This window comes from Haloplanus salinarum, from assembly GCF_009762275.1.
GTDB lineage: Archaea > Halobacteriota > Halobacteria > Halobacteriales > Haloferacaceae > Haloplanus > Haloplanus salinarum.
Window position 1 is genome coordinate 757,910 of record NZ_CP034345.1, and the last position, 12,543, is coordinate 770,452.

General features: G+C 69.7%; 11 protein-coding genes. 9 read left to right on the top strand and 2 right to left on the bottom strand.

Going from position 1 to position 12,543, the window contains the following annotated elements:
* Nucleotides 1-16 precede the first annotated feature (16 nt).
* Together EI982_RS05140 and EI982_RS05145 are read right to left on the bottom strand one after the other, a co-directional pair.
* Nucleotides 17-547 (bottom strand): Lrp/AsnC family transcriptional regulator, encoded by a 531-nt coding sequence (locus EI982_RS05140; RefSeq protein WP_157688464.1) that lies wholly within the window; start codon nt 545-547, stop codon nt 17-19.
* 118 nt (nt 548-665) lie between these two features.
* Nucleotides 666-2,102 (bottom strand): amidase, encoded by a 1,437-nt coding sequence (locus EI982_RS05145; RefSeq protein WP_157688465.1) that lies wholly within the window; start codon nt 2,100-2,102, stop codon nt 666-668.
* A 100-nt stretch (nt 2,103-2,202) separates the two neighbouring features.
* Here EI982_RS05145 and EI982_RS05150 point away from each other — a divergent pair, with 100 nt between their 5' ends.
* From EI982_RS05150 to EI982_RS05190, 9 genes are all read left to right on the top strand, one after another.
* Nucleotides 2,203-3,531 carry an MmgE/PrpD family protein gene (locus EI982_RS05150; protein ID WP_157688466.1) on the top strand — a complete coding sequence of 443 codons (1,329 nt, stop codon included), beginning with the start codon at nt 2,203-2,205 and terminating at the stop codon, nt 3,529-3,531.
* A 45-nt stretch (nt 3,532-3,576) separates the two neighbouring features.
* A complete protein-coding gene (locus EI982_RS05155; RefSeq protein ID WP_157688467.1) occupies nt 3,577-4,779 on the top strand; it encodes an acyl-CoA dehydrogenase family protein in 1,203 nt (400 codons plus the stop codon).
* 6 nt (nt 4,780-4,785) lie between these two features.
* A complete protein-coding gene (locus EI982_RS05160; protein WP_157688468.1) occupies nt 4,786-5,370 on the top strand; it encodes a MaoC family dehydratase in 585 nt (194 codons plus the stop codon).
* Nucleotides 5,367-6,824: a succinyl-CoA:acetate CoA-transferase ScpC gene (locus EI982_RS05165; protein ID WP_157688469.1), complete on the top strand. Its 1,458-nt coding sequence runs from the start codon at nt 5,367-5,369 to the stop codon at nt 6,822-6,824. The genes EI982_RS05160 and EI982_RS05165 overlap by 4 nt, the downstream gene beginning before the upstream one ends.
* A 61-nt stretch (nt 6,825-6,885) precedes the next feature.
* Nucleotides 6,886-7,266: a tautomerase family protein gene (locus EI982_RS05170; protein WP_157688470.1), complete on the top strand. Its 381-nt coding sequence runs from the start codon at nt 6,886-6,888 to the stop codon at nt 7,264-7,266.
* A gap of 105 nt (nt 7,267-7,371) precedes the next feature.
* Nucleotides 7,372-8,622, top strand: coding sequence for a Zn-dependent hydrolase (locus tag EI982_RS05175; protein WP_157688471.1), 1,251 nt, complete (start codon nt 7,372-7,374; stop codon nt 8,620-8,622).
* Nucleotides 8,619-10,040 carry an amidase gene (locus tag EI982_RS05180; RefSeq protein WP_157688472.1) on the top strand — a complete coding sequence of 474 codons (1,422 nt, stop codon included), beginning with the start codon at nt 8,619-8,621 and terminating at the stop codon, nt 10,038-10,040. The genes EI982_RS05175 and EI982_RS05180 overlap by 4 nt, the downstream gene beginning before the upstream one ends.
* 145 nt (nt 10,041-10,185) lie before the next feature.
* The gene (locus tag EI982_RS05185) at nt 10,186-11,568 is read left to right on the top strand and encodes an amino acid ABC transporter substrate-binding protein (protein ID WP_157688473.1); all 1,383 of its coding nucleotides are present in this window, start codon (nt 10,186-10,188) and stop codon (nt 11,566-11,568) included.
* A 98-nt stretch (nt 11,569-11,666) separates the two neighbouring features.
* Nucleotides 11,667-12,542: a branched-chain amino acid ABC transporter permease gene (locus EI982_RS05190; protein ID WP_157688474.1), complete on the top strand. Its 876-nt coding sequence runs from the start codon at nt 11,667-11,669 to the stop codon at nt 12,540-12,542.
* The last annotated feature ends 1 nt before the right edge of the window (nt 12,543 follow it).

Sequence of the window (12,543 nt, forward strand, 5' to 3'; positions counted from 1 at the left end):
GTCCACACCGTCGGGCTCACTCGTCCTCGACGAGGTTCTCGCGCATCCCCTCGGAGAGGGTGGCGACCGTCCGGGGAGCGGTCTTGAGTTCGTCCATGACGAAGCGGGAGGACGTTTCGTCGACGCCCTCGACGGCGACCATCTTCTCGATGAGTCGGTTCATCTGCGAGCGGTTCTGGACCCGCGAGATGGCGACGAAATCGACGTCGCCCATCGTGTAGTACAGCTGTTCGACGCCGTCGATGTCGGCCAGATCCGTGCCGACGTGTTCGGAGTACCCGGGTTCGTGGACGACTGACACCTCGGTGATGGCGACCATGTTGAGTCCGAGCGACGTCGGATCGACGTCGGCCGTGACGCCGTCGATGACCCCCGCCTCCTTGAGTTTGTTCAGCCGGTAGTGGATCGCCGAGTTCGACAGCCCGAGTTCCGCCGACAGCTCCTTCAGACTCACGTCGAAGTCCTCGTCGACACACTCCAGCAATCGAAGGTCGGTCTCGTCCAAGTCGTCCGGCCCTTCCCACTCGTCCGGGTACGATTCCGACATGGCCGCAATTGTATTTCTACGTATACTAATATTTTCCGAATTTTTCGGTGGGTGTGCCGGAAAGATTCGAATATATTTCGAACCGTCTACGTGAGGGGGGCGGACGTCGTCGGGACGCTCAGGCGGGGTAGTCGTCGTGCCACGGTCGGTGTCGTTCGACGGCCGCACTGGCGGCGAGGACCGTCGCGTCGTCGAACCGCGGGCCGGCGACCTGCATCCCGACGGGGAGCCCGTCGACGAGGCCGGCGGGCACCGACGCCGCCGGGTGGCCGCTGAGGTTGTACGGTTGGGTCAGCACCCAGCCACGGAGCGGTTCCACCTCGACGCCGTCGATGGTCTCCGGTTCCTCCCCGTGACGGAACGGCGTCGTCGCGAGCGTGGCCGACACCAGGAGGTCGTAGTCGGCGAAACAGTCCTGCAACGCGTCGAAGACGTCCGTCCGGACGGCGTCGGCGCGTTTGTACTCCCGGGTGGTCGGCGCGTCGGCGTCCATGATCAAGTCGACGAGGTACGGCCGGAGGCGGTCCCGGTCGTCGCCGTAGGGGTCGAACCCCTCCGCTTCGAGCGAGTCGAACAGCGACTGCCAGCGGACGCGAGCCATCGTGTAGTACGCCTCGAGGACGTCCTCGTGGTCGTGATCGAACGCGGGGTCGACGGTATCGACCGTCGCGCCCGCGGCCTCGAACGCCGAGACGGCGTCCGCCACCGTCTCGCGGACCGCCGGCTCGACGGGGTAGATCCCCAGCCCCGGACTGAACGCGACCGAGAGGTCGTCGATCCGCCGGTCGACCGCGCTCCGGTAGTCGTCCGCCGCCGGCACCGAGAACGGATCGCGGGGGTGGACGCCCGCCATCACGTCCAGCGCGAGCGCCGCGTCCTCGACCGTCCGCGCGAGCGGGCCGTTGTGAGTGAACGGCGTGTGACTGGCGAAGCCGTTCGGGCGGTCGACGTTCGGGACCAGCCCGTAGGTCGGCTTGAGCCCGTAGACCCCACAGAAACTGGCGGGGATGCGGATCGAGCCGCCGGCGTCCGATCCCGGTGCCAGCGGGACGAGGTGATCGGCGAGCGCGGCCGCGGCGCCGCCCGAGGAGCCGCCGGAGACCCGCTCTGGGTCGAACGGGGTCGACGTCCGGCCGGCGACGCGGTTGTCGGTCGTCGTCCCCAGCCCGAACTCGGGCGTGTTCGTCTTGCCCACGACGACGGCGCCGGCCTCCCGGAGCCGTTCGACGAACGGCGAGTCGGCGTCGGCGACGTGGTCCTCGTAGAGCAGCGATCCCGACGTGGTCCGGACGCCGGCCACGTCGTCGAGGTCCTTGATCGCGACCGGGACGCCGTGGAGCGGCCCGAGCGGTTCGCCCGCCTCGATGGCCGCTGCCGCGTCGGCGGCCGACTCCCGCGCGAGTTCGTCCGTGACCGTGACGAAGGCGTTGGTCCGGTCGCCACGGTCGTGGATCCGTTCGAGGTACGCGTCGGCGACGTCGACGGGGGAGAGGGTTCCCTCCCGGACCCGCCTGGCGATACTGCTAGCCGACAGCCGAGTCGGATCGGTTCCCATGCCACCCCACACCGAGCGAACGGTGATAAAACAGGGTGTCGGGTGGGATCCCCGTCGGCGACCCCGACGATTAATGTCGCGGCGCTCGGTACGTGCTCGCATGCCAACACCGGAGCGGGCCATCGCGGAGTTCGTCTCGACGGTGACCTACGGGGACCTCCCGGCGTCGGTCGTCGATACCGTCACCCGGGCGTTCGTCGACACGGTCGGCGTGACGCTCGCTGGCTCCGTCGCGGACGCGGGGCGACGGGCGGCGGCGGCGACGGGCGTCGATCCGGACGAGGCCGCCCTCGGGGAGCGTCTCGGCGTCGACGCCGACGCGGCCACCGAGGGCGCGTTCAGGGTCGGCACCGCCGGGCACGCGCTCGACTACGACGACATGTCGCGAGCGATGGACGGCCACCCGAGCGTGACGCTCGTCCCGCCGCTGTTGACGCTCGCCCGCGAGGCCGACGCGAGCGGGCGCGACCTGATCACGGCCTACGTCGCAGGGTTCGAGGCGGCCTGTGCGCTCGCGGCGCCGATAACGCCGGGCCACTACGAGGCCGGCTGGCACGCGACGGCGACGCTCGGGACGTTCGGCGCGACGGCCGCGGCGGCGAACCTGCTGGACATGGACGCCGAGACCACGGAGCGGGCGCTCAACGCCGCGGCGTCGATGCCCGCCGGGCTGAAACGCAACTTCGGATCGGCCCTCAAACCGGCTCACGCCGGTCTCTGCTCGCGGTCCGGCGTCACTGCCGCCCGGATGGCCGAGAGCGGGTTCACCGCGGACGGGACGGCCATCAGCGGCGACGGGGGGTTCTGGGACCTCTACGGCGCGGGCGAGCGGGGCGCGTTCGACGTCGGCGACGGCCTCCGCCTCGAATCGAACGGGATCGACCGCAAGTCGTACCCCTGCTGTTATTTCACGCACACGGCCATCGCCGCGACCCGGTCGCTCGTGGAGGGGGGTGTCGATCCGTCGGCCGTCGAACGCGTCGACGTGACGGCCTCGGCGGCCGCGGCCGACGCGCTTCGGTATCCCGACCCCGAAACGGCCACGGAGAGCAAGTTCTCGATGGAACACGCCGTCGCGTGTGCGCTCGTCCGCGACCGGGTCGGTCTCGACGCGTTCGAGGCGGCGGCCCTCGAGGACCCCACGGTGAGTGCGCTCCGCGAGCGCGTCGACTTCGCCGCCGACCCCGACCGGCCGTACGACTCCTACGGCACGACGGTCGAGATCATCACCCGGACGGACACCGTCGTCGGCCGCCGGGACCATCCGCCGGGCGCCCACGAGGAGCCGCTGTCGGAGGCGACCCTGCGGACGAAGTTCGATGAGTGTGCGGGGCGGGTCCTGCCCTCAGGCCGGGTCGACGACCTCCACGACCTGCTCTCCGCGCTGCCGGAGCGGGACGACGTGGCCGGGGCGCTGACCGCCGTCTAGCGACCCACAGCAGTTTTACTTCCGGGTGGCCTGTGGTTGCGGACGATGGTATCAATCGACACGGTACCGCTCAGCGACGAGCAGCGGCTCGTTCGCGACTCGATCCGCGAGATCTGCGACGACTTCGACGACGAGTACTGGCGCGAGTGCGACCGGGCCGCCGAGTATCCACACGAGTTCGCCGAGACGCTCGCCGACAACGACTGGTTCGGCGCGCTCGTCCCGACCGAGTACGGCGGCGCGGGCATGTCGACGGCGGAGACGGTCGTGATGATGGAGGAAATCGCCGCCAGCGGCGGCGGGTTCGGCGCCGCACAGGCGGTCCACGGCGCCATCTACAACTCCGTGCCGCTCGTCGAGTACGGCAGCGAGCGCATGAAAGCGGAATTGCTGCCGAAGGTAGCCGACGGGAGCGTCTCGATCCAGGCGTTCGGGCTGACCGAACCGAACGCGGGGTCGGACTCGACGGCCATCGAGACCCGCGCGGAGCGCGACGGCGACGAGTACGTCATCACCGGGCAGAAGGTCTGGACCTCGCGTGTCGACGTCAGCGACTACCTGGTGTTGATGGCCCGGACGACGCCCCGGGCGGACGTCGAGAAGCGGACCCACGGGATCACGATGTTCCTCGTCGACGTGGCGGAGGCCCGGGCGCAGGGAGCCATCGAGCTCGACCGGATCGACAAGACCGCGAGCCGGTTCGTCCACTCCTACGAGGTCTGGTTAGAGGACCTGCGCGTGCCGGCGGAGGCGGTCATCGGGGAGGTCGGCGAGGGCTTCTACCAGATGCTCGACGGCCTCAACGAGGAGCGCCTGGTCATCGCCGCCGAATGCGTCGGTCTCGGCGAGGCGGCACTCGACAAGGGCGTCGCGTACGCGAACGAGCGCGAGGTGTTCGACCGGGCGGTCGGGAAGAACCAGGCGATCCAGCACCCCCTGGCCGAGGCGTACGCGCGCCTGCTGGCGGCCAAGCAGGTCGTGTACGCCGCCGCCGACGCCGCCGACGGTGGGAGCGACCGGAGCGACCTGGGCGCTCGCGCCAACGTCGCGAAGTACCTCGCCGCCGACGCCGCCTTCGAGGCCGCCGACGCCGCCGTCCAGACACACGGCGGGTTCGGCGTCGCCCGGGAGTACGACGTCGAGCGGTATCTGCGCGAGGCGCGCCTGGCTCGACTCGTCCCGGTGACACAGGAACTGGCGCTCAACTACATCGGGGAGAACGTCCTCGGGCTCCCCCGTTCCTACTGACAACCCATGACCGACACGAACGACGCGGACGAGCGGGACAGCAACGGGACGGACAGACGCCTCGTCGCCGGGTGGCAGGGGCGCTACTACGAGGATTTCACCGTCGGCGACGTGTACAAACACCCGTACGGGCGGACCGTGACCGAGACGGACAACGTCTGGTTCACGAACGTGACGATGAACGCCAACCCGATGCACTTCAACGAGGCGTACGCCGCCGAGACGGAGTTCGGCGAACGCCTCGTCGACGGCACCTTCGTCATCGCGCTCGCCGTCGGGATGAGCGTCGTCGACGTCTCCGCGAACGCGACGGCGAACCTCGGGTACGACGAGGTCCGTCACCACGCGCCCGTCTTCCACGGGGACACGCTGTTCGCCGAGTCCGAGGTCCTGGACAAACGCGAGAGCGACTCCCGCGACCACGTCGGCATCGTCACGACCGAACTCCGGGCGTACAACCAGCACGACGAGAAGGTGCTGTCGCTGGAGCGGACGCCCATGGTCCTGAAGCGGGAACACGCGGCACCCTCGGCCGCGCGCCCGACGGGGTGGCCCGAGGGCGTGGGAACTCAGCCCGAGGACCTGGAATGACGCCCGGGTCGGTGACGGATCGATTCGTCGGCGACCTGCCGGTCACCGACGCCGAGGGCGCGGCGGCGCTGGTCGCGGACGACGCGACCGTGTTGACGAGCGGGTTCGGCAGCGTCGGGTATCCGAAGGCCGTCCCGTTGGCCATGGCCGAGGCCGACCGCGACCGCTCGCTGACGGTGGTCTCGGGGGGGACCGTCGGCGACGAAATCGACACCGACCTCCTGGAGACCGGGGCCATCGACCGGCGGTTCCCGTACCAGGGGACGCGGGCGGCACGCGACGCGGTCAACGAGGGATCGGTCGCCTACGGGGACCGCCACGTCGGCGGCGTCGCCGACGAGGTGTCGTTCGGTCTGCTGGCCGATGCCGACGTGGCGGTCGTCGAGGCCGTCGCCGTCGGCGAGGACTGGCTCGTCCCGTCGACGTCGGTCGGCCAGACGCCCGCGTTCGTCGAGGCCGCACCGCGACTGATCGTCGAGGTCAACCGCGCACAGCCGCTCGAACTCGCCCGGTTCCACGACGTCTACCGGCCGTCCGCCCCGCCCGACCGCGACCCGATCCCGTTGTCGGCGCCCGACGGTCGGATCGGCGACCCGTTCGTCCCCTTCGATCCCGAGCGACTGGTCGCCGTCGTCGAGACCGACCGCCCCGACTCGCCGTACGAGTTCCGCGACCCGACCGACGACGACCTGGCCATCGCTCGCCACCTCGCCGACTTCCTCGCCGACGAGGTGACGCGGAACCCGGTGCTCGCGGAGTCGGTGAACCTCCAGTTCGGCGTCGGGAGCCTCGGCAACGCCCTGATGGGCGAACTGTCCGGGCTCGACGTCGGGGATCGGACGCTCGGCTACTTCGGGGAGGTGATCCAGGACGGCCTGCTTGACCTCGCGGACCGGGGGCATCTCGCGTACGCGAGCGCAACCTCGCTGGCGCTGTCGCGCGACGGGCAGCGCCGCCTGTTCGATGATCTCGACCGGTACGCGACGGAGTTCGTGCTCCGGCCGACCGACGTCTCGAACAGCCCGGCGCTCGTCGACCGGTTCGGCGTCGTCGCGGTCAACAGCGCCCTCGAGGTCGACGTCTACGGTCACGCCAACTCGACGCACGTCGACGGCTCGCGGGTCATCAACGGCGTGGGTGGCAGCGGCGACTTCACCCGCAACGCCCTCGTGTCCGTCCTCGCGCTCCCATCGACCGCGAGCGACGGGGCGGTCTCCCGCGTCGTTCCGATGGTCCCTCACGTCGACCACACGGAACACGACGTCGACGTGATCGTCACCGAACACGGCGTCGCCGACCTCCGGGGGCTGTCGCCCCGGGAGCGCGCCGCGGCCGTCGTCGAGCGCTGTGCCGACCCCTCGGTCCGGCCGGCGCTCGAGGCGTACCTCGACCGCGCCGACGAGGGTGGGGGCCACGAGCCACACGACCTCGATACCGCCTTCGACTGGCGCTGACCGCGCCGTCGATCCGCCATCCTGCCGAACAGTTACGTGTCCGGCCGCCGTCGCTGGGCGCATGCCGTATCTCGCGCTCGATACGACGGCGGAGCCGTCGGCCGACGACCGGCGGGCGTGCACCGAGGCACTGACCGACCGCTACGTCGAGGAGATGGCCACGACCCCGGGGCACATCGCCGTGGCGATCCGCGAACATCCGCCGAGCGCCATGTCGCTCGGCCGGGCCGAGGAGGGACCGATCGCGGTCCTGGACGCCGACGTCCGTCGGGGGCGGTCGTTCGAGCGCCGCCGGTCGTTCGGCCTCGCGGTCGTCGACTGGCTCGAGGAGGCGTGGGGAGTCCCGCGGCCGAACGTGAAAGTCGCGTTCACCCAGCACGACGGCGAGGAACTCATGGGCGCCGACCGCGTCGGCGGCGAGTGGTCGCCCGACGAGGCGTGAGACGGGCGCGAGTGACCCCGACCGTCCGGTGTGGGGGGTCGCCGCCGCGGTAGCACGCCCGAGGCGGCGACGGACATATCCGTGATCCGGGCAACGGGATGGGGTATGGTACTCGACATCGACCGGGACCGATTCGTGGAGACGATGAAACGACAGGCCGAGATCGGCGCGAACGAGAACGGGGGCCTGGATCGGTTGACGCTGACCGACGCCGACCGCGAGGTCCGCGACTGGTTCCGCGACCAACTCGACGCGCTCGACCTCGACGTGAGGGTCGACGAGATGGGAAACACCTTCGGACGCCGACCGGGGGCGAGCGACGACGGCGCTGTCCTGCTGGGCTCTCACCTCGATTCACAGCCGAACGGCGGCATCTACGACGGCCCGCTGGGGGTCGTCGCCGCCCTGGAGTTCCTCCGGACGCTCGAGGACGAGGGCATCGAGACGGAGCGCCCGGTCGAAATCGTCAACTGGACCAACGAGGAGGGCTCCCGGTTCCAGCCGGCGATGATGGCCAGCGAGGTGTGGGCGGGGAAGACGTCGGTCGAGGCGGCCTACGAGACCACCGACGGCGACGGCGTCCGGTTCGTGGACGCCCTCGAACGCATCGGCTACCGGGGCGACACGCCCGCCGAACCGCAAGGGCCGTACGACTCCTACCTCGAACTCCACGTCGAACAGGGGCCGTTCCTCGAACGCGGCGGCCACGACGTCGGCGTCGTCACCGGCATCGTGGGGCTCCAGTGGGGGGAGATCACCTTCCACGGCGAGGCCAACCACACGGGGACGACGCCGATGCAGTACCGCAACGACGCGCTCGTCGCCGCGAGCGACGTGATCACGGGGATCCGCCGTCTGCCGGGGACGCTCGGCGACCGAACCGTCGCGACGACGGGCGACATCGACGTCGAGCCCGGGTCGATCAACATCATCCCCGAGGAGGTCCGGTTCACGTTCGACGTCCGTGACCCCGACGACGACGTGATCGCCGAGGGGTTAGAGCGGATCAAAGCCGAGATGCGCGCCGCCGCCGAGCGCGAGGGCGTCGACTGGGAGTACGAGGAGCGCATGTCCGCCGCGAGCGTCGACTTCGCCGACCGGTGCGTGTCGGCCGTCCGCGAGGCGGCCGCCGACCTCTCGTACGACGCCCGCGAGATGGTCAGCGGCGCGGGACACGACGCCACCCACGCCGCCAGCGTCTGTGACACCGCGATGGTGTTCGCGGTCAGCGAGGGTGGGAAGAGCCACACGCCGGACGAGTACACCAGTTGGGACGACTGCCACGCCGCGGCCGAAACCTACGCGAACGCGGCGCTCCGTCTCGCCGGCGTCGCCGACGGGAGTGAGTCGGCGTGAGCGACGACTCGGAGCGGATGCGCGAGGTCGCGGACCGCCTCGGGTTCGAGCCGCCGGCCGAGGTGGTCGAGTGGTGTCTCGACACGGCGCGGTCGCTCCGCGAGACGGCCGACGAACTCGACGAAGCCGGGACCGTGGCGGTGACGACGGATCCCGACGTGGAGCCGAGCGACGAGCGGGGGGCGTTCCTCGCCACGTACGACGAGCCGCGACGCGAGTCGGAGACCGGGCCGCTGGCCGGGGCAACGGTCGCGGTCAAGGACAACATCGCCGCCGCGGGGCTGCCCATGACCTGTGGCTCGGACCGAGTTTCGGCGACCCCCGAATCGGACGCGGCCGTCGTCGAACGCCTCCTCGACGCCGGCGGGGCGCTGGTCGGCAAGACCAACATGGACGCGTTCGCCCTCGGGCCGAGCGGCGAGTTCAGCGACTACGGCCGGGTCGAGAACCCCGTCGCGGCCGACAGGGTTCCCGGCGGCACCTCCTCCGGGAGCGGCGTCGCCGTCGCGGACGGCCGGGTCGACGCGGCTCTGGGGACCGACACCGGCGGCTCGATCCGGATTCCGGCGGCGTGCTGTGGCGTCGTCGGCATCAAGCCCACGCATGGCTACGTCCCGCGCCACGGGTTCGTCTCGTTCGGCCCGTCGCTGGACACCATCGGTCCGCTAGCACGCGACGTCGACACCGCGGCCCGGGCGCTGGCGGCGGTGGGCGGCGCGGACCACCGTGATCCGACCTCGGCGGGCGACCCGCCGGCCGATCCGACCGACCCACTCGACCGGGACGGAAACGTGACCGTCGGGATGCCCGAACCCTTCTTCGAGGCGAGCGACGACGCGGTGGCCGAGGCCGTCCGCTCGGCCGTCGACACCGCGGACGTCCGGGCGACGCCGGTTTCCCTGTCCCTCGGCGCCGTCGAGGCGGCGTACTTCCTGATCGGCGCGACGGAGTTCATCTGGTACGTCGACCAGGACGGCACCGTGCGCGGCCAGGGGCCCGACTACTCGACGGCGGTGCGGGCGTTCGTCGCGGCGAGCAAGGAGACCGACCTCGGCGACCACATCACGAAGCGGGTGCTCCCCTCGGCGTATCTCGACGCCGAAACGGACGGCGACGTCTATCGACGGGCGCGGCGGGAGGCCATCGCGTTCGAACGGCGCGTCGACGCGGCGCTGGCCGACGTGGACGCGCTAGTCGTCCCCACGATACGGACCCTCCCGCCCGAATACGGGCGGATGGAGTCCATAGACGACATGCTGACGCTGCTCGGCAACACCGCACCGTTCAACCTCTCGCGACACCCGGCGACGTCCGTCCCGGTCGATGCGGTCGACGGTCTCCCCGTCAGCGCGCAGGTCGTCGGCCCGCGGTTCGAGGATTTCACCACGCTGTCGATAGCCGGGCGCCTCGCGAGGTAGGACCCGACGGACCGACCGCCGGTCACGAGGCGCCGATGGCGCCCGCCGGATGCCGAAGCCATACTAGGACATAATATTATTCGACGATTGGTTCGAACGTTGAAACAGCGTCAGATATATATGTGTGAAAACTGACTCACCTTCTATGTCAGAGGGTGACTCCCACGGCAACGAACGAGACGATCGATCGGTAACCGTCCCGCGTCGTCGGATGCTCGGAACGCTCGGCGCCGCGGGCCTCGGAATCGTCGCCGGTTGTAGCGGCGGCGGTGGCGGTGGCGGCGACGGCGGCGACGGCGGCGACGGCGGTGACGGCGGTGACGGCGGTGATGGCGGTGACGGCACCACCACGACCACGGCGTCCTCGTCGTCGTCGGAGCCGATCACGATCGGGGCCAGCGCGGCGCTGACCGGCAAGTACTCCCTCGAAGGGACCACGATGCGGGAGGGGTACCAGGCGTGGATCCAGGACGTGAACGAGAACGGCGGCCCCCTCGGGGACGAACCCGGGCTCCTCGGTCGCGACGTGGAACTCGTCACGTACGACGACCAGTCCGACCCGTCCCGGGCGGTCAACCTCTACCAGCGTCTGATCAACCAAGACGAGGTCGACGTGCTCATGGGGCCGTACTCCAGTGCGGTGTCGACGTCGGTCATCCCGATCATCGAGCAGAACCAGAAGGCCTGTGTGATGCCGATGATGTCCGACACGAGCGTCCTCTCCGAGCGTGACGTCAGTTACATCACGCAGGCGATCGCCCCATCGGGGACGTACGTGAAGGGTGCGATCGACATCGCGGCCTCGAACGGCGCCGAGAACCTCGCGGTGGTCTACGAGGACTCGGCGTTCCCGACGAGCGTCGCGGAGGGGCACATCCCGTACGCCGAAGAGCAGGGCCTGGAGGTCGTCCACAATGAGGCCTACCCCAAGGACATCAACGACTACACCCCGATCATGAACAAGGTCCAGTCGGCGGGGGCGGACATCGTCATCGGCGGCGGTTACACGCCCGACGCGGTCGGACTGACGAACGCCGCCCAGTCGATCGGCTTCAGCCCGGGCATCTTCGGGTGGGTCGTCGGCTCGCAGGTCCCCGGCTACTACGAGTCGGTCGGCGGGGCCGCACACGGGGTCACCGGCGACCTCTTCTGGGCGCCGTGGTTCGAGGTGCCGCACAACGAGGCGTTCACAGACTCGTTCATGAGTGTCCACAGCGGCAAGTACGAGTCGACGAGCGACATCGACTACCACTCGGCCGGTGGCTACGCGGGCATGATGGTCATGGCCGAGGCGATCCGCACGGTCGGCGAACTCGACCAGGCCGCCATCGCCGAGCAGCTCCACGAACTGGAGCTCGGCATCCCGTTCGCGAACGGGGTGTACGAGGTCGACGACCAGGGGATCCAGGTCGGACAGGCGCCGAGCCTCGGCCAGTGGCAGGAAGCCGAGGACGGACTGGAGCGTGAGGCCGTCTGGCCCGACGAGTACGCCACCGCGGAGCCGGTCTACCCGCACCCCGGCTGGTAACGAAGCATCGGCGGTCGTCGGCGTACCGCCCACGGTCGGTACGGCCGGTTCGTACCCCCTCCACAACCGCTCTCCACACACATACGACATCGACAACAATGGCATTACACGAACTACTCATCGAGTTGGTCGTCTTGGGGATCTTCCTCGGGGCGTTCTACGGGCTCGCGGCGCTGGGATTGAGTCTCGTATTCGGCGTGCAGAACGTCATCAACCTCGCACACGGCGAGTTCCTGATGATCGGGGCGTATCTCACCTTCTTCGGGTGGTCGCTGTTCGACCTCCATCCGTTGATCAGCATCATCCTGGTCGTCCCGGTGACGTTCGTCATCGGGGTGGCCATCCAGTGGGGACTGCTCGAGCGGATCGACCTGAGCAACGAACTCACGACGCTGATCTTCACCTTCGGCCTCGCGTTGACGATCAGGGGACTGGCGACGTACTCGATAAACACGTCGTACCAGGCGGTCTCGTTCCTGAGCGAATCGGTCACCGTCGGTCCGGCCTCGTTCTCGCTGAACCGACCGTTCGCGTTCGTGCTGTCGGTCGTCTCGGCGGCCCTGTTCTTCGCGTTCCTCAAGTACACCGACTGGGGGAAGGCGATCCGGGCCACCTCACAGAACGCGGACATCGCACGCGCCTGTGGCATCCGGACCAAGCGGGTCAGGATGGTGACGTTCGGCCTCGGCGCGTCGCTGGCGGGTATCGCCGGCGGCATCGCCGGCATCCTCTATACGATCTTCCCCGCGATGGGCCTCGAGTACCTGCTCCGTGCGTTCGTGGTCGTCGTGGTCGGCGGCCTCGGGAGTCTGATCGGGGCGCTCGTCGCGGGCATCGGGTTCGGGATCGTGGAGTCGTTCGGGACCTTCTACGCCACGCCGACCATCGCCTCGCTGTTGGCGTTCGTGGTGTTGATCCTGACGCTGCTCGTCCGCCCGCAGGGACTGTTCGGCCGCGTGGATACGGAGGACTGAT

What these genes read in the sequence shown, in the direction of transcription:
- EI982_RS05140 (WP_157688464.1), bottom strand. Translation starts at nt 547, where the DNA reads ATGTCGGAATCGTACCCGGACGAGTGGGAAGGGCCGGACGACTTGGAC.
- EI982_RS05145 (WP_157688465.1), bottom strand. Translation starts at nt 2,102, where the DNA reads ATGGGAACCGATCCGACTCGGCTGTCGGCTAGCAGTATCGCCAGGCGG.
- EI982_RS05150 (WP_157688466.1), top strand. Translation starts at nt 2,203, where the DNA reads ATGCCAACACCGGAGCGGGCCATCGCGGAGTTCGTCTCGACGGTGACC.
- EI982_RS05155 (WP_157688467.1), top strand. Translation starts at nt 3,577, where the DNA reads ATGGTATCAATCGACACGGTACCGCTCAGCGACGAGCAGCGGCTCGTT.
- EI982_RS05160 (WP_157688468.1), top strand. Translation starts at nt 4,786, where the DNA reads ATGACCGACACGAACGACGCGGACGAGCGGGACAGCAACGGGACGGAC.
- EI982_RS05165 (WP_157688469.1), top strand. Translation starts at nt 5,367, where the DNA reads ATGACGCCCGGGTCGGTGACGGATCGATTCGTCGGCGACCTGCCGGTC.
- EI982_RS05170 (WP_157688470.1), top strand. Translation starts at nt 6,886, where the DNA reads ATGCCGTATCTCGCGCTCGATACGACGGCGGAGCCGTCGGCCGACGAC.
- EI982_RS05175 (WP_157688471.1), top strand. Translation starts at nt 7,372, where the DNA reads ATGGTACTCGACATCGACCGGGACCGATTCGTGGAGACGATGAAACGA.
- EI982_RS05185 (WP_157688473.1), top strand. Translation starts at nt 10,186, where the DNA reads ATGTCAGAGGGTGACTCCCACGGCAACGAACGAGACGATCGATCGGTA.
- EI982_RS05190 (WP_157688474.1), top strand. Translation starts at nt 11,667, where the DNA reads ATGGCATTACACGAACTACTCATCGAGTTGGTCGTCTTGGGGATCTTC.